A 25103-nucleotide genomic window follows, 5' to 3' on the forward strand; every position below is an offset into this window, starting at 1 on the left:
CGGGCGCGGGCCGGTGCCGCGGGCCGGGAGAGCGGGGCCGGTCAGGCCGGGCGACCGGCCGGTGCCGGCAGGATCGTGCGGAGCTGGCCGGGCGGCGTGGCGCGACGACGCCACTCGCGCGGGTAGCCCACCGACACCTCCTCGAACCGGACACCGTCGTACCAGGTGGTGCGCGGGATGTGCAGGTGACCGTAGACGGCCACCCGGGCCTCGTAGCGCACGTGCCAGTCGGCGGTCTTCTCCGTGCCGCACCACTGGGCGAACTCGGGGAACCGCAGGATGCGGGTGGGTTCCCGGACCAGCGGCCAGTGGTTGATCAGCACGGTGGGGAGCCCGGCGCGTTCCGCCGTCAGCCGCTCCGCCGTCTCGCGTACCCGGGCCCGGCACCACGCGTCCCTGGTCGGGTACGGGTCCGGGTGCAGGAGGATCTCGTCGGTGCAGACCACGCCGGTCTCGTGGGCCCGGGCCAGGGCCTGCTCCTTCGTGTACGTTCCGGCCGGCCGGAACGTGTAGTCGTAGAGCAGGAAGAGCGGGGCGACCAGCACGGGGTCGCCCTCCGGATCCCAGATCGGGTACGGGTCCTCGGGCGTGACGACGCCAAGGCCACGGCACAACTGCACCAGGTGCCGGTACCGTGCCTCGCCGCGCAGCTGGTTCGGGTCGTCGCGGGGCGTCCACAGCTCGTGGTTGCCCGGCGACCAGATGACCTTGGCGAAGCGGCGGCTGAGCAGGCGCAGCGCCCACTCGATGTCGTTGACGAACTCGCCGACGTCGCCGGCCACGATGAGCCAGTCGTCCTCGTGACCGGGCCGGAGCGCCTCGACGACGGCCCGGTTGTCCGGGTGGACGACGTGCAGGTCGCTGATGGCGACGAGCCGGCCCCCGCCGGTTCCGACCACGTGCGAGCCTCCCGTCCGGGTACGCCTGCACCCCGCGTCGTCCCGTGGCCTGCGTGCCAGGGGTTGGCGGGCACGACCCGACCGGCTCCGACCCTACGGAGGCCGGTAGCCCGTGGCACACCCCTACATTGCCGCCGGCCCACCCCTAGGACCACCGGCGTGGTCGTCGGGGCGGGACGGTCAGGACTTGCCGAACTCGCGCTGGATGATGTCGAACAGCTCCTCCTGGCTGACGGCGGCCAGTTCCTCGTCCACGACGGCCGGGGCGGCAGGCGGTGGGGACACCTGGACGGCGGGCGGGCGGCGGGTGCTCCAGCGGGCCAGCAGTTCCTCCAGCCGCCGGGTGATCTCGGCATGGTCGCCGTCGGGGGGCAGCGTACGCAGGGCCCGGTCGAGCCGGTCGATCTCGGCGACGACCGGGGTGGCGGGATCGTCGACCACCAGCCCGGCCCGCAGGTGCTCGGCGAGCGCGGCCGGCGACGGGTGGTCGAAGACCAGGGTGGTGGGCAGGGTGAGACCGGTCTCGGCGGTCAGCCGGTTGCGCAGCTCCACGGCGGTGAGCGAGTCGAAGCCGAGGTCGAGGAAGCCCCGTCCGGGTTTGATCGCTGCCGGGGTGCGGTGCCCGAGGACGGTGGCGGCGGTGCCGCGTACCAGGTCGAGCAGGATGCGGTCGCGTTCGGCGGGGGTGGCGGCGGCCAGCCGGTCCCGCAGCGCGGCGGCGGCACCGGTGGCGGCGTCGGTGGGGGCGTCCGGCTCGGTGGTCCGCGCCTCGGGGATCTCGGCCAGCAGCGGGCTGGGTCGCAATGCGGCGAACGAGGCGGCGAACCGCTCCCAGCGCACGTCGGCGACGACCACGGACGCGTCGTCGTGGTCGAGGGCCCGTTGCAGGGCGGCGACGGCCCGCTCCGGTGCCATCGCCGGCAGTCCCCGGCGGGTGAGCTGTTCCTGTGCCTCGCCGTGGGCCATGCCGGCCTCGGCCCACGGCCCCCACGCCACGGCCGTGCCGGGCAGCCCGGCCGCGCGGCGGCGCGCGACGAGCCCGTCGAGGAAGGCGTTGGCTGCCGCGTAGCCGGCCTGGCCGGCGCTGCCCCAGACGCCGGCGATGGAGGAGAACACCACGAAGGCGTCCAGGGGCTGGCCGTCGAGCAGTTCGTCCAGGTGCACCGCGCCGTCGACCTTCGCCCGCAGCACGTCGGCGAGTTCGTCCGGACCGATCTCGGCCAGCGGGGCCTGCTGCGCCGCCCCGGCCGCGTGCACGACGGCGCGGACGTGGTCGCCGCGTTCGGCGAGGCCGGCCAGCAGCGCGGCGACCGCCTGCCGGTCGGCCACGTCGCAGGCGGCCACGGTGACCCGGCCGCCGGTCTCCCGCAGTCGCCGTGCCAGGTCGGCCGCCCCGGGGGCGTCCTCGCCGCGGCGACTGGTCAGCACGACGTGCTCGGCGCCGCAGCCGAGCGCCCACTCGGCGACCCGGGCGCCGAGCGCGCCGGTGCCACCGGTGATCAGTACCGTTCCGGCGGGCCGGAAGGTCCGGCCGGCCGCGCCGGACGCGGCGCGCACGAGGCGTCGGGCGAACAGCCCGGCGGCGCGTACGGCGAGCTGGTCCTCGCTGCCGGTGAGCGCCGCGCAGAGCAGCCGCGCGGCGCGGTCGTCCACCGTGGCGGGCAGGTCGACGAGCCCGCCCCAGCGCCCCGGCTCCTCCAGGGCCGCGACCCGGCCGAAGCCCCACACCTGGGCACCGGTGGGGTCGACGGGACTGTCGGCGGAGCCGACCGACACGGCACCCCGGGTGAGCCACCACACCCGACCGCCGACGCCGGCCGCGGTCAGCGCCTGCACGGTCGGCAACGCCTCGACCACTCCCCCGTCGGCCAGCGACACCAGCGACAGCACGCCGTCGACCGGGTCGACGTCGCGCAGCGCCTTCGCCACCAGTTCGCGATCGGCGGCCGAGCCGTCCAGGACCACCGGCCGGACCTCCGCCCCGGCCGCGGTGAGCCCGGCGGTCACGGTGTCGCGCAGCGCGTCGTCCACGCCGGTGTACGGCAGGAGCACGAGCCAGGTCCCGGAGAGCACCGGAGCGGTCTCGGGTACGGGACGCCAGGCGACCCTGTACCGCCAGCCGTCCAGGGCGGACTGCTCGCGGCTGGCTCGACGCCACTGCGCGAGCGCGGGCAGCAGGACGCGCAGCGGCTGGTCGGCGTCGATCGGCACCTCTTCGCCCAGCCGGGCGAGGTCCTGTTGCTCGACCGCCGCCCAGAACCGCCCGTCGGATTCGTCGGCCGAGGACGCCGGCCCGGTCGGCGCGGGTTCGTCGAGCCAGTAGCGCTGGTGTTGGAACGCGTACGTCGGCAGGTCCACCAGCCCCGGCCGGACCCCGTTCGCCGTGAACCAGGACGGCCAGTCCACCGGCGTGCCCGTCACGTGCAGCCGCCCCAACGCCGCCAACACCGCATCGGGCTCGGGCTGGTCGCGGCGCAGAGTCGGCACCGTGTGCGCGCCCGCCGGCAGGCTCTCGGCCGCCATCGCCGTCAGCGTCGCGTCCGGACCGACCTCCAGGAACGTCTCCACACCCTGCGACCGCAGGAACACCATTGCGTCGCCGAACCGCACCGCCTCCCGCACATGCCGCACCCAGTACCCCGGATCGGTGATCTCGGCCGCCTCCGCGACCCGCCCGGTCAGGTTCGACACCACCGGCAGACTCGGCGACCGCCACTCCAGGCTCTCCAACACAGCCCGGAAGTCGGCCAGCATCGGCTCCATCAACCGCGAATGGAACGCGTGACTCACCGCGAGCCGGCGGACCCGCCAACCCCGCTCCACACACACCGGCTGAACGATGTCGAGCTGGTCCACCGCACCGGACAACACCACCGACCGGGGACCATTCACCGCCGCGACATCCACCTCAGTCCCGGCAAGCAGCGCACGGACCTCGTCCTCGGCCGCACCCACCGCCAACATGCCCCCACCAGCGGGAAGGGCCTGCATCAACCGGCCACGCGCCGCCACCAACCGGCACGCATCCTCCAACGACAACACCCCGGCCACGAACGCGGCCGACACCTCACCGATCGAATGCCCCGCCACAAAATCAGCACGCACACCCCACGACGACAGCAGGTCGTAAAGCGCCACCTCGACCGCGAACAAACCCGCCTGCGTGTAGACGGTCTGATCCAACAGGCCAGAGGAATCGTCGAACACGACCTCCCGCAGCGGACGATCCAACTCCACATCCAACAGCGCACACACCCGGTCGAAAGACTCCGCGAACACCGGGAAACGGGCACACAACTCCCGACCCATCCCCACCCGCTGCGCACCCTGACCCGTGAACAGGAACGCCCGACGACCCGTGACCACCTGACCCGTCAACACACCCGACGTCGCGGCGCCGTCGGCCAGCGCGTCCAGCCCCGCCAGCAGGTCGCCACGGTCCGAGCCGGACAGGACGGCCCGGTGGTCGTGCGCCGTCCGCGCGGTGGCGAGGGACCAGGCGACGTCCGTCGGCGACAGGTCGGGATGCCGGCGCAGGTGGTCCGCGAGGCGGGCGGCCTGGCCCGCGAGGGCCTCCGGCGACCGCCCGGACACCAGCCACGGCCCGGTGGGCGTCGCCGCCTGCGGCTGCACTCGCGGGGCGGGGCTGGTCTGCGGGCCGGGTTCCGGATCGCCCTGCTCGACGATGACGTGGGCGTTGGTGCCGGAGATGCCGAACGACGACACGGCCGCCCGACGGGGCCGACCGGTCTCCGGCCACACGTGCGACCCGGTGACGAGGGTGACGGCCCCGGCGTCCCAGTCGACCTTCGTCGAGGGCACGTCCACGTGCAGGGTCGCCGGCACGAGGCCGTGCCGCATGGCGAGCACCATCTTGATCACACCGGCGACACCGGCGGCGGCCTGGGTGTGGCCGATGTTCGACTTGACCGAGCCGAGCAGCAGCGGCGGGCCCTCGCCCCGGTCCCGGCCGTACGTGGCGAGCAGCGCCTGCGCCTCGATCGGGTCGCCCAGGGTGGTGCCCGTGCCGTGCGCCTCGACGGCGTCCACGTCGGCGGGTGACAGCCGGGCGCCGGCCAGGGCCTGCCGGATGACCCGCTGCTGGGCGGGGCCGTTCGGTGCCGTCAGGCCGTTCGAGGCCCCGTCCTGGTTCACCGCGCTGCCCCGCAGCACGGCCAGCACCGGGCGGCCGTCCCGCCGGGCGTCGGAGAGCCGCTGCACGAGCAGGACGCCGACGCCCTCGCCCCAGCCGGTGCCGTCGGCGGTGTCGGCGAAGGACCGGCACCGGCCGTCGGCGGAGAGACCGCCCTGCCGGGCGAACTCGACGAACGTGGCGGGGGACGCCATGACGGTGACGCCGCCGGCCAGTGCCAGGTCGCACTCGCCGGAGCGCAGCGACTGGGCCGCGAGGTGCAGCGCCACCAGCGACGACGAGCAGGCCGTGTCCACGGTCACCGCCGGGCCCTCGAACCCGAACGCGTACGCCACCCGCCCGGAGAGCACGCTTGTCGCGTTGCCGGTGAGCAGGTGTCCGCCCACCTCCCGGTCCCGGCCCATGGACGCGGACGCGTACCCCTGGAAGCTGGCCCCGGCGAAGACACCGACCCGGCGGCCGGCCAGGCCGGACGGGTCGATGCCGGCGGACTCGACGGCCTCCCACGACGCTTCCAGCAGCAGCCGCTGCTGCGGGTCCATGGCGAGGGCCTCGCGGGGCGAGATGCCGAAGAAGTCGGCGTCGAAGCCGGCGGCGCCGTGCACGAAGCCGCCCCGGCGGGCGAACGACGTGTCGGCGGCGCCGTCGAGGAAACCGTCCCAGCCCCGGTCGAGGGGGAACTCCGAGATCCCGTCCCGGCCGGCGGCGAGCAGGTCCCAGTACGCGTCGGTGCTGTCGACGCCGCCCGGCAGGCGACACGCCATGCCGACGATCACGACGGGGTCGTCGTCGACGGGGGCGACCGACTCGACAGGGGTCTCCTCCTGCGGCTCGCCGAGCAGCTCCGCGTGCAGGAGATCCGCCACGGCCTGCGGGGTGGGGTGGTCGAAGACGAGGGTGCTGGGCAGCGCGAGGCCGGTCTCGGCGGTCAGCCGGTTGCGCAGCTCCACGGCGGTGAGCGAGTCGAAGCCCTGCCGTTGGAACGCCCGGTCGGCCGGCACGGACTCCGCCGACGGGTGGCCGAGGACCAGGGCCGCCTGGGTGCGCACCAGGTCGAGCAGCGCGGCGTCGCGCTCGGCCGGCCCGAGGGCGGCCAGCCGCCCGCCGAGGGCCGGGCGTTCGCCGCCGGTCGTCGGCGTGGACGCGGCCGGGGCGGGTTGCGCCTCGGCGATCTCGGCGAGCAGCGGGCTGGGCCGCAGGGCGGTGAACGAGGCCGCGAACCGGGCCCAGTCCACGTCGGCGACCACCACCGAGGTGTCGTCGTGGTCGAGCGCCTGCCCCAGCGCGGTCACGGCCAGCTCGGGGGCCATCGCCGGCAGGCCGCGCCGGGCGAGCTGGTCCCGCGCGTCGCCGGCCGCCATGCCGGCGCCGGCCCAGGGCCCCCACGCCACGGCCGTGCCGGGCAGGCCACGGGAGCGCCGGCGGGCCACCAGCGCGTCCACGGCGGCGTTGGCGGCGGCGTACGCCACCTGGCCGGCGCTGCCCCACGCGGCGGCGATGGACGAGAAGACCACGAACGCGTCGAGCGGCTCGCCGTCGAGCAGGTCGTCGAGGTGCGCGGCGCCGTCGACCTTGGCGCGCAGCACCGCCGCCCACTCGTCGGCTGTGACGTCGGGCAGCGGGGTGAACTGGGGTGCTCCCGCGGCGTGCAGGACGGCGCGGACCGGATCGCCCCGCTCGGCCAGCCCGGCGAGCAGCCCGGCCAGGGCGTCCCGGTCGGCCACGTCGCAGGCGGCCACGGTCACCCGGGCGCCGGCGGCGCGCAGCCGCCGGGTCAGGTCGTCGGCGCCCGGTGCCTGCTCGCCGCGCCGGCTGGTGAGCACCACGTGCTCCGCGCCGGAGCGGACCGCCCATTCAGCCACGTGGCCGCCGAGGGCGCCCGTACCGCCGGTGACCAGCACGGTGCCGGCGAGCTGGAACGCCCGGACGGCCCGCGCGCCGCCGGCGCGGACGAGCCGGCGCACGAAGACGCCGGAGGTGCGGACGGCCGCCTGGTCCTCGGCCGGGGCGGCGGCGAGCAGCGCGCAGACCCGCCCCACGGCGCGGTCGTCCACGTCGGCGGGCAGGTCGATCAGGCCGCCCCACCGGGTGGGTCGCTCCAGCGCCACCACCCGGCCGAGCCCCCACACGGCGGCGGCGTCGGGGGCCGGCGGCGGGTCGGAACGGCCCACCGACACCGCGCCCCGGGTGAGCCACCAGAGCGGCGCGGGCACGTCGGCGTCACCGCACGCCTGCACGACGGTCAACGCGTCGCCCGCCGACGCGCCGGCGAGGGAGACCAGCGACAGTACGCCGGTGACCGGCTCGCCGTCCGGGCGGCACGCGGCCAGCCGGGCGCCCAGGTCGGCCCGGTCGGGGGTCGGGGCGTCGAGGACCAGCGGGATGATCCGGGCACCACGCGCGGCGAGGCCGGTGACCAGCGGGTGGTCCTGCTGGCCGGGCAGCAGGACGGCCAGCCAGGTGCCGGTGAGCCGGTCGGCGGGGACGACCGGGCGGGGGCGCCAGGCGATCCGGTACCGCCAGCCGTCCACGGTGGACTGCCGGCGCCCGGTGCGGCGCCACTCGGCCAGCCGGGGCAGCAGCGCGCTCAGCGGCTGGTCCGGGTCGAGCCGCAGCTCCTCGCCCAGCTCGCCGAGGTCCGCCCGCTCGACGGCGGCCCAGAAGCGGCTGTCGAGCCGGTCGTCGGGGCTACCGGCCGACGCGTCGCCGGCCGGCGGCTCCGGCCAGTACCGGTGGTGCTGGAAGGCGTAGCCGGGCAGCTCGACCGGGCGGCGTCGGGCCCCGGCCTCGGTGAGCAGGGTCGCCCAGTCGACGGTGGTCCCGGCGACGTACAGCTGGGCCAGGGCGGTGAGCAGGGCGGCGACCTCCGGCTGGTCCCGGCGCAGCGTGGGCACGAGCCGGGCGTCCGGGTCGCCGGGGGTGTCGGCGGCCATCGCGGTGAGCGTCGCGTCCGGGCCGACCTCCAGGAAGACGCCGACGCCGTGGGTGTGCAGGTGTGCGACGGAGTCGGCGAAGCGCACCGGCTCGCGGACGTGCCGCACCCAGTGTTCCGGGTCGGTGATCTCGGCGGCCTCGGCGACCCGGCCGGTCAGGTTCGACACGACCGGCAGGGTGGGCTGCCGCCAGTCCAGGCCGGTCAGCACCGCCCGGAACCCGTCGAGCATCGGCTCCATCAGGCGCGAGTGGAACGCGTGGCTCACGGCCAGCCGGCGGACCCGCCAGCCCCGCTCGGTGGCGGCCCGCTCCACCGCGTCCAGCTCGTCGAGGGCGCCGGCGACCACCACCGCGCGCGGCCCGTTGACGGCGGCGACGTCGACCCCGGTGCCGGCGATGAGCGCCCGCGTCTCGTCCTCGCCCGCGCCGAGGGCGAGCATCCCGCCGCCGTCGGGGAGCGCCTGCATGAGCCGGCCCCGCGCGGACACCAGGGCGCACGCGTCGGGCAGGGTCAGCGCCCCCGCGACGTACGCGGCGGTCACCTCGCCGATCGAGTGCCCCGCCACGAGGTCGGCGCGGACGCCCCGGGAGGCGAGCAGCTCGTGCAGCGCCACCTCGACGGCGAACAGCGCGGCCTGGGTGAAGACCGTCCGGTCCAGCAGGTCCGCCTCGGGGCTGCCCGGCGCGGCGAAGACCACCTCGCGCAGCGGGCGGGGCAGGTCGTCGTCCAGCAGCGCGCACACCCGGTCGAAGGCGTCGGCGTAGACCGGGAACCGGTCGTACAGCTCGCGGCCCATCCCGGGCCGCTGCGCGCCCTGTCCGGTGAAGAGCAGCGCCACCCGGGCGGCGCCGGGGCGCCCCGTGACCAGGGCGGGGTGGGGGTGGCCGTCGGCGAGGGCGTCCAGGCCGGCGAGCAGCGTGTCGGTGTCGGCGCCGACGACCACCGCGCGGTGCTCCAGCCCGGCGCGGGCGGTCGCGAGCGTCCAGCCGACATCGGCCGGCGACGGGTCGGCCAGGCGGCGGACGTGCCCGGCGAGCCGGGCCGCCTGGGCGGGCAGCGCCGCCGGGGTACGCGCGGACAGCACCCACGGCAGCGCGTCTCCTGCCGCCGGCCGGGTCACGGATACGGGGTCGGGGTCGGCCGCGGGCTGCTCGATGATGACGTGGGCGTTGGTGCCGGAGATGCCGAACGCCGACACCCCGGCGCGGCGGGGCCGGCCGGTGGGCGGCCACGGCGTCGGCTCGGCGGCCAGCGCGACGGCGCCGCTCGTCCAGTCGACCCGGGTCGACGGGGCGTCCACGTGCAGGGTCGCCGGCACGAGGCCGTGCCGCATCGCCAGCACCATCTTGATCACACCGGCGACACCGGCGGCGGCCTGGGTGTGCCCGATGTTCGACTTCACCGAGCCGAGCAGCAGCGGCCCGCCCTCGCCCCGGTCCCGGCCGTACGTGGCCAGCAACGCCTGCGCCTCGATCGGGTCACCCAGCGTGGTACCCGTGCCGTGCGCCTCGACCACGTCGACCTCGGCGGGGGTGAGCCGGGCGTCGGCGAGGGCCCGGCGGATCACCCGCTGCTGGGCGGGGCCGTTCGGCGCGGTGAGGCCGTTCGAGGCGCCGTCGGAGTTGACCGCGCTGCCCCGCAGCACGGCCAGCACCGGGCGGCCGTCCCGCCGGGCGTCGGAGAGCCGCTGCACGAGCAGCACGCCGACGCCCTCGCCCCAGCCGGTGCCGTCGGCGGAGTCGGCGAACGCGCGGCAGCGCCCGTCGGCGGCGAGGCCGCGCTGCCGGGAGAACTCGACGAAGGCACCCGGGGTGGCCATGACGGTCACGCCGCCGGCCAGCGCCAGGTCACACTCGCCGGAGCGCAGCGACTGGGCCGCCAGGTGCAGCGCCACCAGCGACGACGAGCAGGCCGTGTCCACGGTCACCGCCGGGCCTTCGAACCCGAACGCGTACGCCACCCGTCCAGACAGCACGCTGGCGGACGCGCCGGTGGCGCCGTATCCGGCGAGGCTCTCCCCCGCGCCGCGTACGACGTGGTCGAAGTCCTGGCCGTTGGTGCCGGCGAAGACGCCGACCCGGGCGCCGTGCAGGCCGGACGGGTCGATGCCGGCGGACTCGACGGCCTCCCAGGAGACCTCCAGCAGCAGCCGCTGCTGCGGGTCCATCGCCACGGCCTCGCGGGGCGAGATGCCGAAGAACTCGGCGTCGAAGCCGCCGGCGTCGTCGAGGAAGGCGCCCGCCGACACGTACGACGAGCCGGGCCGGGTGGCGTCGGGGTGCAGGAGGGCGTCCAGGTCCCAGTGCCGGTCGGTCGGGAAGGCGGACATGGCGTCGGTGCCGGAGGCGAGCAGGTCCCAGAAGCGGTCCGGGGACTGGGCACCGGCGGGGAAGCGGCAGCCCATGCCGACGATGACGACGGGGTCGTCGTCGGCCGGCCGTACGGTCGCGGTGGGCGCGGCGGGCGGGGCGTCGGTGCCCAGCAGTTCGGCCCGCAGGTGGGCGGCCAGGGCCGTCGGGTTGGGGTGGTCGAAGGCCAGCGTCGCGGGCAGGGCGAGCCCGGTCGCGGCGTCGAGGCGGTTGCGCAGCTCGACGGCGGCGAGCGAGGTGAAGCCGAGGTCGCGGAAGGCGCGCTCCGGCGGCACCCGGTCGGCGCTGCCGTGCCCGAGCACCGCGGCGACCTGCGCCCGGACGAGGTCACGCAGGACGTGCAGCTGTTCGGCCTCGGGGAGCCCGGTGAGCCGGCGCCGCAGGGCCGACTCGGCCGGCGCGTCGCCGGGTGCGTCGGTGAGGGCGGCGGTGAGCAGCCCCCGGATCAGCGGGTCCGGTTCCCGGCCGGCGCCGGCCACCCGGTCCCAGTCGACGTCGGCGACGACGAGGTGCGTCTCGTCGTCCGCCACCGCCTGGGCGAGGGCGCGGACGGCGATCGCCGGGTCCATCGCGCCGAAGCCGCCACGCGCGAGCCGGTGTTCGAAGTCGCCGGCGCTGACCCCGCCGTCGGCCCAGAGGCCCCAGGCGATCGAGGTGGCGGGGAGTCCGTCGGCGCGGCGACGGTGGGCGAGCGCGTCGAGGAAGGCGTTGCCGGGGGCGTAGTTCGCCTGGCCGGCGCCGCCCATCACCCCGGCGAGGGACGAGAAGAGCACGAAGGCCGACAGTTGGTGGCCACGGGTCAGCTCGTCGAGGTGGCGGGCCGCGTCGGCCTTGGCCCGCAGCGCGGTGGCCATCTGCGCCACGGTCAGCGTGTCGAGGAGGCTGTCGTCGAGCGCGGCGGCGGTGTGCACGACGGTGGTCAGCGGGGCGTCGGCGGGCACGGCGGCGAGCAGCTCGGCGAGGGCGGCGCGGTCGGCCACGTCGCAGGCGGCCACGGTGACCCGGGTGCCGGTGGCGGCGAGTTCCTCGGTGAGCGCCGCCGCGCCGGGGGCGTCGGCACCGCGGCGGCTGACCAGCAGCAGGTGTTCGGCACCGGCGGCGGCCAGGGCGCGGGCGACGTGCGCGCCGAGGGCGCCGGTGCCGCCGGTGACCAGGGCGGTGCCGCGGGGGTCGAGCGCGCCGGTGGCACCGGCCCGGGCCCGCACCAGCCGGCGGGCGTGGGCGCCGGTGGCACGCAGCGCGAGTTGGTCCTCCGGGCCGCCGATCACCTGGCGCAGCAGGCGTACGCCGCGCGCGTCGGGTCGGGCGGGCAGGTCGAGCAGGCCGCCGTGGCGGTGCGGGTGTTCGGCCTTCAGCACGCCGCCGAGCGCCCAGAGCATCGCCTGGTCGGGGTCGACGCGGGGGTCGCGGGCGCCGACGGCGACGGCGGCGCGGGTGGCGATCCAGAGTCGGGCGGCGGTGCCGGTGTCGCCGAGGGCCTGGGCGAGCGCGACGGTGTCCGCCAGCGCCGCCGGCACCGAGTCCGACCCGGGGTGCCGGCCGGCGCGGAGGCCGAGCAGGGACATGACCGCGGTGGCCCCGCTGTCGGCGAGTGCCTCGCCCAGCACGCCGGCGAGGCGGGCCCGGTCGGTGTCGGCCTCGACGGTCAGGGCGCGTACGCCGGGCCTGGTGAGGGCGTCCACCCAGGCGTCGACGTCCTCCCCGGCCCCGGCCGGGACGACGAGGAGCAGTTCGCGGGCCTCGGGTCGGGTGGGTTCGTCGTCGGGCAGGGGCTGCCAGGCGATCCGGTAGCGCCATCCGTCGAGGCTGGCCTGTTCGTCCCGGCGGCGACGCCAGCGGGACAGGGCGGGCAGCACCGTGCCGAGCGGTGCGGTGACGTCGACGGCGAGGGTCTCGGCGAGCGCGGCTGCGTCCTCGCTCTCGATGACCTGCCAGAAGGCGTCGTCGGCGGTGTGGTCCCGTCGGGTGGCGGCGGGCCCGTAGGGCCGGGTGCGGGCGTCGAGCCAGTAACGCTGGTGTTGGAACGCGTACGTCGGCAGGTCCACCAGCCCCGGCCGGACCCCGTTCGCCGTGAACCAGGACGGCCAGTCCACCGGCGTGCCCGTCACGTGCAGCCGCCCCAACGCCGCCAACACCGCATCGGGCTCGGGCTGGTCGCGGCGCAGAGTCGGCACCGTGTGCGCGTCGGCCGGCAGCGACTCGGCCGCCATCGCCGTCAGCGTCGCGTCCGGGCCGACCTCCAGGAACGTCTCCACACCCTGCGACCGCAGGAACACCACCGCGTCGGCGAACCGCACCGCCTCCCGCACATGCCGCACCCAGTATCCCGGATCCGTGATCTCGGCCGCCTCCGCGACCCGCCCGGTCAGGTTCGACACCACCGGCAGACTCGGCGACCGCCACTCCAGGCCATCAAGAACGGCCCGGAAGTCGGCCAGCATCGGCTCCATCAACCGCGAATGGAACGCGTGACTCACCGCGAGCCGGCGGACCCGCCAACCCCGCTCCACACACACCGGCTGAACGATGTCGAGCTGGTCCACCGCACCGGACAACACCACCGACCGGGGACCATTCACCGCCGCGACATCCACCCCGACACCGGCAAGCAGCCCGCGAACCTCGTCCTCGGCCGCGCCCACCGCCAACATGCCCCCACCAGCGGGCAGCGCCTGCATCAACCGGCCACGCGCCGCCACCAACCGGCAGGCATCCTCCAACGACAGCACCCCGGCCACATGAGCGGCCGACACCTCACCGATCGAATGCCCCGCCACAAAATCCGGCCGCACACCCCACGACGACAGCAGGTCGTAGAGCGCCACCTCGACCGCGAACAAACCCGCCTGCGTAAATGCCGTCTGATCCAACAGACCGGAGGCATCCGCGAAGACGACCTCCCGCAACGGACGATCCAACTCGACATCGAGCAGGGCACACACCCGGTCGAAGGACTCCGCGAACACCGGGAAACGGGCGTACAACTCCCGGCCCATCCCCACCCGCTGCGCACCCTGACCCGTGAACAGGAACGCCCGACGACCCGTAACCACCTCACCGGCGACGGCACCCGCCGCCTCGCCCCCGGTCAGGGCGTCCAGGCCGGCCAGCAGGTCGGCGCGGTCGGCGCCGGAGACCACGGCGCGGTGTTCCAGGGCGGCGCGGGAGGTGGCCAGGGACCAGGCGACGTCCGCGACGGGCAGGTCGGGCCGCTGCCGCAGGAAGTCCGCGAGGCGGGCGGCCTGCCCGGCGAGGGCCTCCGGCGACCGCCCCGACACCAGCCAGGGCACGGCCACCGGGTCCGCCGGGGCGGTGGGTTGCCCGGTCAGGACGGCCGGGTCCGGCTGGCCGGCTGCGGGCTGCGGCTCGGGGGCGGGCTCCGGCTGGGCCTGTTCGAGGACGACGTGGGCGTTGGTGCCGGAGATGCCGAACGACGACACGGCCGCCCGACGGGGCCGACCGGTCTCCGGCCACACGTGCGACCCGGTGACGAGGGTGACGGCCCCGGCGTCCCAGTCGACCTTCGTCGAGGGCACGTCCACGTGCAGGGTCGCCGGCACGAGGCCGTGCCGCATCGCCATGACCATCTTGATCACCCCGGCCACACCGGCCGCCGCCTGCGTGTGACCCAGGTTCGACTTCACCGAACCCAGCAGCAACGGCCGATCCACCGGCCGCCCCTGCCCGTACGTGGCCAGCAGCGCCTGCGCCTCGATCGGGTCGCCGAGGGTCGTACCGGTGCCGTGGGCGTCGACGGCGTCCACGTCGGCGGGGGTGAGCCGGGCGGCGGCGAGCGCCTGCCGGATGACCCGCTGCTGCGACGGACCGTTCGGCGCCGTCAGACCGTTCGACGCACCGTCCTGGTTGACCGCGCTGCCCCGCACCACGGCCAGCACCCGGTGCCCGAGCCGCCGCGCGTCCGACAACCGCTCCACGAGCAGCACGCCGACGCCCTCGGACCAGCCGGTGCCGTCGGCCGAGTCGGCGAAGGACTTGCACCGCCCGTCGGGGGCGAGCCCTCGCTGGCGGCTGAAGTCGATGAACGTCTCCAGGGTGGTCATCACGGTGACGCCGCCGGCCAGCGCCAGCGTGCACTCGCCGGAGCGCAGCGACTGCACCGCGAGATGCAGCGCCACCAGCGACGACGAGCAGGCCGTGTCGACGGTCAGCGCCGGGCCCTCGAAGCCGAAGGTGTACGCCACCCGACCGGAGAGCACGCTGCTCGCCGTGCCGCCGCCGATGAAGCCGTCGAGGGTCTCGGGCACCTCGCCCAGCCCGGCGGCGTAGTTGTGGTACATCATGCCGGCGAAGACGCCGACCCGGGCGCCGCGCAGCGACAGCGGGTCGATCCGGGCGTCCTCGATGGCCTCCCAGGACGCCTCCAGCATCAGCCGCTGCTGCGGGTCCATGGCGAGGGCCTCGTACGGCGAGATCTTGAACAGCTCCGGGTCGAAGTTCCCGGCGTCGTGCAGGAACCCGCCCTCCCGGGCGTACGTGGTGCCGCGGCGCTCCCCCGTCGGGTCGTACGCCTCGTCGGTGTCCCAGCCCCGGTCGACGGGGAAGCCGCTGATCCCGTCGCCGCCGGCGGCCAGGAGTTCCCACAGTTGCTCCGGTGAGCGGACGCCGCCGGGGTAGCGGCAGCTCATGCCGACGATCGCGATCGGCTCGTGGTTCTTCCCGTCGACGGCCTTCAGGCGCTCGCTGGTCTCGTGCAGATCGGCGGTGACCCGCTTGAGGTACTCGCGGAGCTTTGCTTCGTTGGCCATCAGGGATTCACCTGTCGCGTTGGTCGGCAAGCGGGAGAGGTCGACGGGTCAGGATCGACCGAACGTGCTGTCGATGAAGTCGAAGAGCTCGTCGTCGCTGGCGTCGTCGATGACCGCGGCGGGGGCGACGACCGGTTCACCGGTGGCGTCCTCCCACCGGCTGACCAGGCCCCTGAGTCGGGCGGCCACGACGGACCGGGTCTCCTCGTCGGCGGCCAGCGTTCGCAGCGCGTCCGGCGGCGTCGCCGCGAACGCGGACTCCAGCCGGTCGAGTTCGTCGAGCAGGGTGGGCGCCGCGCGGCCGGGGCCGAGCCCGACCAGCAGGTGGGCGGTCAGCGCCTCCGGGGTCGGGTGGTCGAAGACGAGGGTCGCGGGCAGTGCGAGGCCCGTGACGCCGGTCAGCCGGTTGCGCAGCTCCACCGCGGTCAGGGAGTCGAAGCCCAGCTCGGTGAAGCTCTGCCCGGGCGTCACCCGGGTGCCCGACGGGTGGCCCAGCACCTCGCCGACGTGGCCGTCGACCAGGTCGGCGACCAGCCGCCGGCGGTCCTCGTCGGACGCGGCGGCGATCCGGTCGAGGAACGCCGCCGGGCGGGGAGCGCCGGCCGCCCGGCGGGTGCGTACGCCGGCCAGGCCGCGCAGCGGCGGCGGGAGGTGGTCGAGGGTCGGCAGGTCGCGCAGGGCGGCCCGGTCGAGGCGGACGGGGACCAGCAGTGGCCGGAGACTGCGTCGGGCGGCGTCGAACAGGTCGAGCGCCTGCGCGGTGCCGAGCCCGGCGATGCCCTGGCGGGCCATCCGCTGCCGTCGGGCGGCCCCCAGCTCGCGGGTCATCCCGCTGTCCTCGTCCCACAGCCCCCAGGCAAGCGACGTCGCTGCCAGGCCGGCGGCCCGCCGGTGGTGGGCCAGGCCGTCGAGGAACGCGTTGGCGGCGGCGTAGTTGCCCTGGCCGGGGGCGCCGAGCGGGCCGGCGATCGAGGAGAACAGCACGAACATCGACAGGTCGAGGTGGCGGGTCAGCTCGTGCAGGTGCCACGCGCCGTCGACCTTGGGTGCCAGCACGGCGGCGGTCCGCTGCGGGGTCAGCGCGGTCAGCACCGCGTCGTCGAGGGCCCCGGCGGCGTGCACCACCCCGGTCAGGGGGTGCTCGGCCGGAATGGCGGCCAGCAGCGCGGCGACCTGGTCGCGGTCGGCGACGTCGCAGGCCACGAAGCGGGCCTGGGCGCCGAGCGCCGTCAGCTCGGCGAGCAGGTCGGCCGCCCCGGGCGCCTCGGCGCCGCGCCGACCGGCGAGCAGCAGGTGCCGCACCTTGTGCGCGACCACGAGGTGCCGGGCGAGGAGGCCGCCGAGGGTGCCGGCGGCGCCGGTGACCAGCACGGTGCCGTCGGGCACCAGGTCGACCGCGCCCGTCGGGCCCGGTTCGGCCGGCCCGAGCCGGGGTACGAGCGCCTGCCCGCCCCGGATGGCGAGCTGTGGTTCGTCGGTGGCGAGGGCCCGGCCGAGCAGTTCGGCGTCGGTGTCCCGGTCGAGGTCGACCAGCACGAACCGGCCGGGGTGTTCCAGTTGCGCGGTGCGCAGCAGTCCCCAGGCGGCGGCGCCGGGCAGGTCGGTGACGGTGCCGGCGTCGTCGGCGGGCACCGCGCCGTGGGTCAGCACCACCAGCCGCCGGTCGGCGAACCGCTCGTCGGCCAGCCACCGCTGGACGTCGCCCAGCAGGTCGGTGACCCGGGTGCGGGTGCCGGTGGGCACGTCGCCGGCAGCCGGGGCGAGGGGCAGCAGGACCAGGCGCGGGTCGGACCGGCCGGCGGCGATCTCGTCGGCCAGCGCGGCGAGGCCGGGCACGGACAGTTCGGCGAGGCCCGTCGGGTCGTCCCCGACGGACACCACGCCGGACGCCGCCCGGGCGGGCATCGGCACGGCGGGCCAGCGCAGGTCGTAGAGGGGCACGTCGGGGGTGCTGTCGGCGGTGACCTGTTCGGGGTTCACCGGCCGGGACACCAGTGCGCCCACCCGCGCGACGGGTGCCCCGGTGTCGTCGGCCAGAGTGAGGGCGACGGCGGTGCCGGTGCGGCGGACCCGTACCCGCAGGGCCGTCGCGCCCGACGCCGCCAGCGACACGTCGGACCAGGCGAACGGCAGTCGGGCGGCGGCCTGGTCGGGCTCGGGGTCGGTCAGGCCGACGACGTGCAGGGCCGCGTCGAGCAGCGCGGGGTGCACCGCGTACCCGTCGGCGTCGACGTCGGCGGGCAGCGACACCTCGGCGAAGACGTCCTCGCCGCTTCGCCAGGCGGCCCGGAGGCCGCGGAAGGACGGCCCGTGGTCGACGCCGAGGCGGCCCAGCTCGGTGTAGATCGGGTCGATCTCGACGGGTGTGCCGCCGGGAGGCGGCCACGCGGTCAGCGGGTCGGGCGCGTCGGCGGCGACCGGGGCGAGCTGACCGTCGGCGTGGCGTACCCAGTCGGCGTCGGCCCGGTCGGCGGGACGGGAGTGGATGCCGATGCGGCGGCGGCCCTGCTCGTCGGGGGCGGCGAGGGTCAACTGGACGGCCCGGGTGCCGTGCTCGGGCAGCACCAGCGGGGCGGCGAGGGTCAGTTCGGCGAGGTGTTCGCAGCCGACCTGCCGCCCGGCGTGCAGGGCCATCTCGACGAACGCGGTGCCGGGCAGCACAACCGATCCCCACACCACGTGGTCGGCGAGCCAGGGCCGGGTCTGGGCGGTCAGCCGGCCGCCGAAGACGTGGACGTCCTCGCCGGCGGGCCGCACCTGGGAGGTCAGCAGGGGATGCTCGCCGGCTCGGACCCCGAGCCCGGCGGCGTCGGGCAGGGCGTTGGTGCCGGTGTTGAGCCAGTAGCGCTGGTGTTGGAACGCGTACGTCGGCAGGTCCACCAGCCCCGGCCGGACCCCGTTCGCCGTGAACCAGGACGGCCAGTCCACCGGCGTGCCCGTCACGTGCAGCCGCCCCAACGCCGCCAACAACGTGTCGCTCTCGGGCTGATCGCGGCGCAATGTCGGCACCGTGTACGCCCCCGCCGGCAGGCTCTCCGCCGCCATCGCGGTCAACGTCGCGTCCGGGCCGACTTCCAGGAACGTCTCCACACCCTGCGACCGTAGGAACGTCACCGCGTCGCCGAACCGCACCGCCTCACGGACGTGCCGCACCCAGTATCCCGGCTCGGTGATCTCGGCCGCCTCCGCGACCCGACCGGTCAGGTTCGACACCACCGGCAGACTCGGCGACCGCCACTCCAAGCCATCGAGAACGGCCCGGAAGTCGGCCAGCATCGGCTCCATCAACCGGGAGTGGAACGCATGACTCACCGCGAGGCGACGCACCCGCCAACCCCGCTCCACACACCGAGGCTGCACCACATCAAGATCGCCCACCGCGCCGGAGAGCACCACCGACCGGGGACCATTCACCGCCGCGACATCCACCTCAGTGCCGTCGAGCAACGCCCGGACCTCATCCTCGGCGGCACCCACCGCCAACATGCCCCCACCAGCCGGAAGAGCCTGCATCAACCGGCCACGCGCCGCCACCAACCGGCACGCGTCCTCCAACGACAACACCCCAGCCACGAACGCGGCCGACACCTCACCAATCGAATGACCCGCCACAAAATCCGGCCGCACACCCCACGACAACAACAAGTCGTGAAGGGCGATTTCTACCGCGAACAAACCCGCCTGCGTAAAGACGGTCTGATCCAGAAGGCCCGACGTGTCGTCGAACACGACCTCCCGCAGCGGACGGTCCAACTCCACATCGAGGAGGGCACACACCCGATCGAAGGACTCCGCGAACACCGGGAAACGGGCAGACAACTCCCGACCCATCCCCACCCGCTGCGCACCCTGACCCGTGAACAGGAACGCCCGACGACCGCTGACCACCTGACCCGTCAGCACACCCGGCGTCGCGGCGCCGTCGGCCAGCGCCTCCAGACCCGCCAACAGCTCGCCGCGGTCGGCGCCGAACACCACGGCCCGGTGGTCGAGGCCGGCGCGGGAGGCGGCCAGGGACCAGGCGACCTCCGCCGGGTCGAGGGTCGGCTGGTCGCGGAGAAAGCCGGCCAGCCGGGCCGCCTGGGCGGGGAGCGCCTGCGCCGATCGCGCCGACACCAGCCACGGCCCGGCGGGCGGCGCGACGGTCCCGGCAGCCCCGGCGGCCGGCGCGGCAGTTCCGGTGGACGGCGCGGCAGTTCCGGCGGACGGCACCACGGACCCGGCGGGCGGCGCGGCGGTCGCGGCAGCCGGTGCCACCGTTCCGACGGCCGTCGCGACAGTCCCGGTGGCCGGCTGGTCCGCCGGGTCCGGCTCGGGTTCGGCCGCCTCGAGGATGACGTGGGCGTTCGTGCCGGAGATGCCGAACGACGAGACGCCGGCGCGGCGCGGCCGGTCCGCGGCCGGCCACGGGCGCGCTCCGGTCAGCACCTCGACGGCCCCGGTGTCCCAGTCCACCTTCGTCGAGGGCACGTCCACGTGCAGGGTCGCCGGCACGAGGCCGTGCCGCATCGCCATGACCATCTTGATCACCCCGGCCACACCGGCCGCCGCCTGCGTGTGACCCAGGTTCGACTTCACCGAACCCAGCAGCAACGGCCGATCCACCGGCCGCCCCTGCCCGTACGTCGCCAGCAACGCCTGCGCCTCGATCGGGTCGCCGAGGGTCGTACCCGTGCCGTGGGCCTCGACCACGTCCACGTCGGCGGGCGACAGCCGCGCCGATGCCAGCGCCTGCCGGATGACCCGCTGCTGCGACGGACCGTTCGGCGCCGTCAGACCGTTCGACGCACCGTCCTGGTTGACCGCGCTGCCCCGCACCACGGCCAGCACCCGGTGCCCGAGCCGCCGCGCGTCCGACAACCGCTCCACCAGCAGGATGCCGATGCCCTCGGCGAGGGCGGTGCCGTCGGCGGCGTCGGCGAAGGCGCGGCAGCGGGCGGCCGGGGAGAGGTTGCCCTGGCGGGTGAAGTCGACGAAGACCGCCGGGGTGGGCATCACGGTCACGCCGCCCGCCAGCGCCAGGTCGCACTCGCCGGCGCGCAGCGCGCGTGCCGCGAGGTGCAGCGCGACCAGCGACGACGAGCAGGCCGTGTCGATGCTCACCGCCGGGCCCTCGAAGCCGAGCGCGTACGCGACCCGTCCGGAGGCGATGCTGCCGGCGCTGCCCAGCCCGAGGTAGTCGACGACCCCGTCGGGCACGTCGGCGGAGCCCGCCGCGTAGCCGCCGTGGGTGAGGCCGGCGAAGATGCCGACCCGGTCGCCACGCAGCCCGGTCGGATCGACGCCGGCGGACTCGATCGCCTCCCAGGAGACCTCCAGCAGCTGCCGTTGCTGCGGGTCCATGGCGAGGGCCTCGCGGGGGGAGATGCCGAAGAAGGCGGCGTCGAAGTCGGCCGCGTCGGGCAGGAAGCCGCCCTGCCGGACGGCGGACGTGCCGGGGCGGTCCCCGTCGGGGTCGTGCAGCCGGTCGACGTCCCAGCCGCGGTCGTCGGGGAAGTCGGCGATGGCGTCGCCGCCCGCCGCGACCAGGTCCCAGAGCTGGCCGGGCGTGCGTACGCCGCCGGGGAACCGGCAGCCCATACCGACGATCGCGATGGGCTGCGAAAGCTCGTCCTCGACGTCGCGGAGCCGCTGGCGGGTCCGGCGCAGGTCGGTGGTGACCCTCTTCAGGTACTCCCGGAGCTTGTCTTCGTTATCCATCAACCTTGCCCTCGCGATGGCCGGCGGAGACATGACGTGGGCGACGGTACGAATGCGCGCGGACGCACGGGTCCCCTCTGCCGGGGAAAGCTATGGCGTCGCGGTGAGCTGCGACAACCCCTAACCCGGCGGGCCGGCCGCTAGGGGTGGCCGGGCCCACCGTGCCGGCGATAGCGTCCCGGTTTGATGGCACCGGTGTGTCGCCTCGGGTGCCGGCGGCACCCGGGGCGGCCCCGGGCACCTCCGTGGGAAGGACCTGCCGAGCATGACCGCACCAGAAATCGACAACGGGCTGTGGGTGAGGCGTTTCCACCCGGCGCCGGCCGGGACACCGCGCCTGGTGTGCCTGCCGCACGCCGGTGGCTCGGCGAGCTTCTACTTCCCGGTCTCCCGGGCCCTCTCCCCGGCCGTCGAGGTGCTGTCGATCCAGTACCCGGGCCGGCAGGACCGCCGGCACGAGCCGTGTGTGGACAACATTCCCGAGTTGGCCCGGCAGGTCTTCGCGGTGCTGCGCCCCTGGCTGGACCAGCCGCTCGCGTTGTTCGGCCACAGCATGGGCGCCAGCCTCGGTTTCGAGGTCGCCCGGCTGATCGAGGCGGAGAACGGCACGTGCGCGCACCTGTTCGCCTCCGGCCGGCGGGCGCCGTCGATGCCCCGCCACGAGACGGTGCACCTGCTCGACGACGAGGGCCTGCTGGCCGACGTACGCAAGCTCAGCGGCACCAACTCGGCGGTGCTGGGCGACCCGGAGATGCTGCGCGCCGCGCTGCCGGCGATCCGCAACGACTACCGTGCCGCGGAGACCTACGCGTACGTGCCCGGCCCGGCGCTGAGCTGCCCGGTCACCGCGTTCACCGGCGACAGCGACCCGAAGACCACCGTGGACGAGGCGCGGGCGTGGGGCACCCACACCACCGGGCCGTTCGACCTCCAGGTCTTCCCCGGCGGGCACTTCTTCCTGGCCCAGCAGCAGGCCGCCATCCTGCGGGCCATCTCGGCGGCGCTGGCCCCGACCACGGCCGCCTGACGGCAGCGACGCCGAGGCCCCGACGCCCACGGTGGGTGTCGGGGCCTCGGCGTCGGTTAGGAAGGGCACCTTCCTATGCACAAAGCGATAGGAAGGTGCCCTTCCTTGCGGTGGTCACGGCTTGTGCGCGACCGCGATGACGTAGTCGAGCAGCGCGATCTCCTTCTTGATCAGCTCCTCGTCGCGCCAGTGGTTGGCCATGCCCTTGACGGAGCTGGGGTCGGCGGCGGCGCGGAAGGCCGGGTCGCTGGGCCGCGTGGACTGGAACACCCGCCAGCCCTCCCAGGTGCGCTCCTGGATCGAGTGGACCTCCGGCTTGGCGAAGCCCGCCGCGGCGAGCTGCTCGCCGTAGGCGCGGCGGTCGTGCCAGTTCTCGTCGGGGATGCTGAACTTGACGAAGCTCAGCGGGCCCGAGGAGATGCTCGCCCGGGCGGTGTCGCCACTGAGCGGGATGATGTCGGCGGTGGCGAGCGTCCCGCCGGGCTTGAGCACCCGGAACGCCTCGGCGAAGAACGCGCTGCGCGGATAGAAGTGGAACGCCGACTCCAGGGCCACCACCCGGTCGAACGTGCCGTCCTCGAACGGCAGGGCGGTGGCGGTGCCGAGGCGGAAGTCGGTCTGCTCGGTCAGGCCCTCCCGGGCGGCCCGCTGCTGGGCCTGCTCGACGTGCCGGGGGGTGACGTTGATGCCGTACACCTTGGCCACCCGGCGGTCGCGCAGCCAGGCGAAGTCCTGGTCGCCGTAGCCGAAGCCGACGTCGAGGACCGTGTCGTCGGGCTTGAAGCCGGCGGCGTCGGCCAGCTTCATGGCCAGCGCCTCGCCCGCCACGTCGAGGCTGGTGACGCCGTCCTCCCACCAGCCGACGTTCATGTAGCGGGTGTCGCGGGCGGCGAACTCCACGTCCGGGGACTGGATCTCGTAGAAGCGGCGGACCCGGGTGACCGGGTCCTTCGTGGCCAGGGTACGGATGACCCTGCCCAGGGTGCGCAGGTTCTCCAGCATGCGGTGTGCTCCTTCGTGGTCAGGCTTGCGGTACCGGGATGCTGACCTGCTCACGCAGGTCGTCAACCAGGGCGGGCAGGTCGTCGGCGGTGGCGGTGCCGAAGACGTAGAAGTCGGGGCGTACCACCGCGACGTCGGCCCCGTGGCCGGCCAGCCAGGGCAGGTACGCGCCGTCGAGGTCAGCGACGGTGCCGGGCGACGCCGACTCGCCGTCGGCGGGCGCGACCCGGACGACGTGGGCGCCGAGGGAGTCCAGGAACGCCGCCCGGTCGGGGTCGAGCGCCAATGTGGTGCCGTCCCGGACGACCAGGACGAACCCGGTGCCGACCACCGCGTCGAAGCGGCCGGTACGGTCGTCGACGGCCACCCGGCCCTGTGGCGCGGGTTCGCCCGCGCCGGCGGCGGGCGTGCCGTCGGCGGTGCGGTGCAGCACGCCGTCGACGATGGCCTCGCGCAGCGACCGGGCGTGCCGCTGCTGGGTACGCCGGCGCAGCGCGGCGAGCATCACGGCGTCCCGGCCCGACGCCGCGGTGCGGTCGGTCTCGCAGATCACCTTGCCGGAGTCCATCGACATCCGGATCGCGTGCTGCACGTGGACCTGCCGCTCCTGCTGGTAGGTGTCCAGCAGGTCGTCGCCGGCCAGCCCCGCGCGCACCAGGTCGAGCTTCCAGGCCAGGTTGATCGCGTCCCGGAAGCCGGAGCTCATGCCCTGCCCGAGGAACGGGGGCATGACGTGCGCGGCGTCACCGGCGAGGAAGATCCGCCCGGAGCGCCACCGGTCGGCATAGCAGGCCTGGGTGGTGTAGACGCCGTACCGGTCCAGGGTCGCCGTCTGCGGGGTGATCCCGAAGAGGCCGAGCAGCCGCCACACGCTCTCCGGGCTCTCGAACTCCTCCCGGGTCTCCCCCGGCACCCGCATGAACTCCCAGCGGCGGTGGCCGGGCCCGGCGGAGACGGCGGTACGGGGCCGGGCCGGGTCGCAGATCTGGAGGTTGTTGGGCTTGAACTCGACGGGCTCGTTCAGCCGCACGTCGCAGACCAGCCAGTCGTGGGTGAAGCCGAGGTCGACCACGGTCGCGCCGAGGTGACCGCGCACGAAGCTGTTGGCGCCGTCGCAGCCGACCACCCAGCGGGCGGTGCGGACCTCCTCGGTGCCGTCCCGGCCGGTCACGGTGACCTCGACGTGGTCGTCGCGCTCGCGCAGCGCGGTCACCTCCTCGCCCCGGCGCACGTCGACGCCGGGCAGTTCGGCGCCCCGCAGCGCGAGTTGCTCCTCAAGCCCCGGCTGGTAGAACGAGGTGGAGTCGGGCCAGCCGGTCGGGCCGTCCTCGGCGACCTTGACGTGCAGCAGGGTCCGCCCGAAGCCGTTCTTCCAGATGTACTCGCCGGAGAGCTCCACCACCGGGTCGAGTTGCGCGTCCATGCCGCAGGCGGACAGGATGCGGCTGGCCTCGCCGTCGTAGGAGACCGCCCGGGGCATGTTGTACGGGGTGAGCCACTTCTCCACCGCCTGCACGGTGAAGCCCCGCTGGGCGAGCAGGATGGTGAGCACCTGACCCACCGGCCCGTAACCCACGATCAGTACGTCCGTCGTCGCCATGGGCGCCGTTTCCTCGCTTCCGGGGGCTGCCATTCACAGCCCCAGCTCGGTGTCGATGAGGCTGAAGATCTCGTCGTCGCTGGCCTGGTCGAGGTCGAGATCGAGGTCGGGGTCGGCGGCGGACGCGCCGGGCATGGTGCGCCACTTCGCGACCAGCACCTCCAGCCGGGCCGCGATCTGGGTGTGCAGCTCCGGGTCGATCACCGCCTCGCCGAGGGAGCGTTCGAGGTTCTCCAGCTCGGTGAGGACCACCGGCACGGCCGGCCCGACGTCGGGCAGGAGCTGTTCCCGCAGGAGCCCGGCCAGGGCGATCGGGTTCGGGTGGTCGAAGATGGCGGTCGCCGGCAGCCGCTGGCCGGTCGCCGTGGTGAGCCGGTTGCGCAGCTCCACGGCGGTCAGCGAGTCGAAGCCCAGCTCGTTGAACGCCTGCCCTGGGCGGACCGCGTCGACGGTGGCGTGGCCGAGCACGGCCGCCGCCTCGGCGCGGACCAGGTCGAGCAGGAGCGCGTCCTGCTCCGGGCCGGTGAGCGTGCGCAGCCGCCCGGCGAGGTCCTGGCCGCCGCCGGCCGCCGGTACGTCGCGATCAGCGGCAACCCCGCCCGGACGCCGTCGGCGTAGCCGTGCTCCACGAGGTACGCCACGTCGAACAGCC

General features: G+C 75.2%; 7 protein-coding genes. 1 reads left to right on the plus strand and 6 read right to left on the minus strand.

Features of this window, described 5'->3' with window-relative positions; translation table 11 throughout:
- Positions 1 to 41: 41 nt before the first annotated feature.
- The 3 genes from ABZ809_RS15335 to ABZ809_RS15345 all read right to left on the minus strand — a co-directional run bounded on the left by ABZ809_RS15335 (position 42) and on the right by ABZ809_RS15345 (position 20822).
- Positions 42 to 899: a metallophosphoesterase gene (locus ABZ809_RS15335; RefSeq protein WP_357563128.1), complete on the minus strand. Its 858-nt coding sequence runs from the start codon at positions 897 to 899 to the stop codon at positions 42 to 44.
- Between the two features lie 180 nt (positions 900 to 1079).
- Positions 1080 to 15122 (minus strand): type I polyketide synthase, encoded by a 14043-nt coding sequence (locus ABZ809_RS15340; protein ID WP_357563129.1) that lies wholly within the window; start codon positions 15120 to 15122, stop codon positions 1080 to 1082.
- Positions 15123 to 15170: 48 nt separating this feature from the next.
- Complete coding sequence (locus tag ABZ809_RS15345; RefSeq protein WP_357563130.1) at positions 15171 to 20822, minus strand: SDR family NAD(P)-dependent oxidoreductase; 5652 nt, start codon at positions 20820 to 20822, stop codon at positions 15171 to 15173.
- Positions 20823 to 21087: 265 nt separating this feature from the next.
- Here ABZ809_RS15345 and ABZ809_RS15350 point away from each other — a divergent pair, with 265 nt between their 5' ends.
- Entirely contained in the window at positions 21088 to 21849 is a 762-nt protein-coding gene (locus ABZ809_RS15350; protein ID WP_357563131.1) for an alpha/beta fold hydrolase, read from the plus strand.
- 114 nt (positions 21850 to 21963) lie between these two features.
- Here the strand turns inward: ABZ809_RS15350 and ABZ809_RS15355 are convergent, their stop codons facing one another.
- From ABZ809_RS15355 to ABZ809_RS15365, 3 genes are all read right to left on the minus strand, one after another.
- A complete protein-coding gene (locus ABZ809_RS15355) occupies positions 21964 to 22851 on the minus strand; it encodes a methyltransferase domain-containing protein (RefSeq protein ID WP_357563132.1) in 888 nt (295 codons plus the stop codon).
- Positions 22852 to 22870: 19 nt separating this feature from the next.
- Positions 22871 to 24451 (minus strand): bifunctional 3-(3-hydroxy-phenyl)propionate/3-hydroxycinnamic acid hydroxylase, encoded by a 1581-nt coding sequence (locus tag ABZ809_RS15360; protein WP_357563133.1) that lies wholly within the window; start codon positions 24449 to 24451, stop codon positions 22871 to 22873.
- 33 nt (positions 24452 to 24484) lie between these two features.
- Positions 24485 to 25103 (minus strand): phosphopantetheine-binding protein (locus ABZ809_RS15365; protein ID WP_357563134.1); only part of this gene is annotated, 619 nt, incomplete at its 5' end.

This window comes from Micromonospora sp. NPDC047074, from assembly GCF_040643815.1.
GTDB lineage: Bacteria > Actinomycetota > Actinomycetes > Mycobacteriales > Micromonosporaceae > Micromonospora.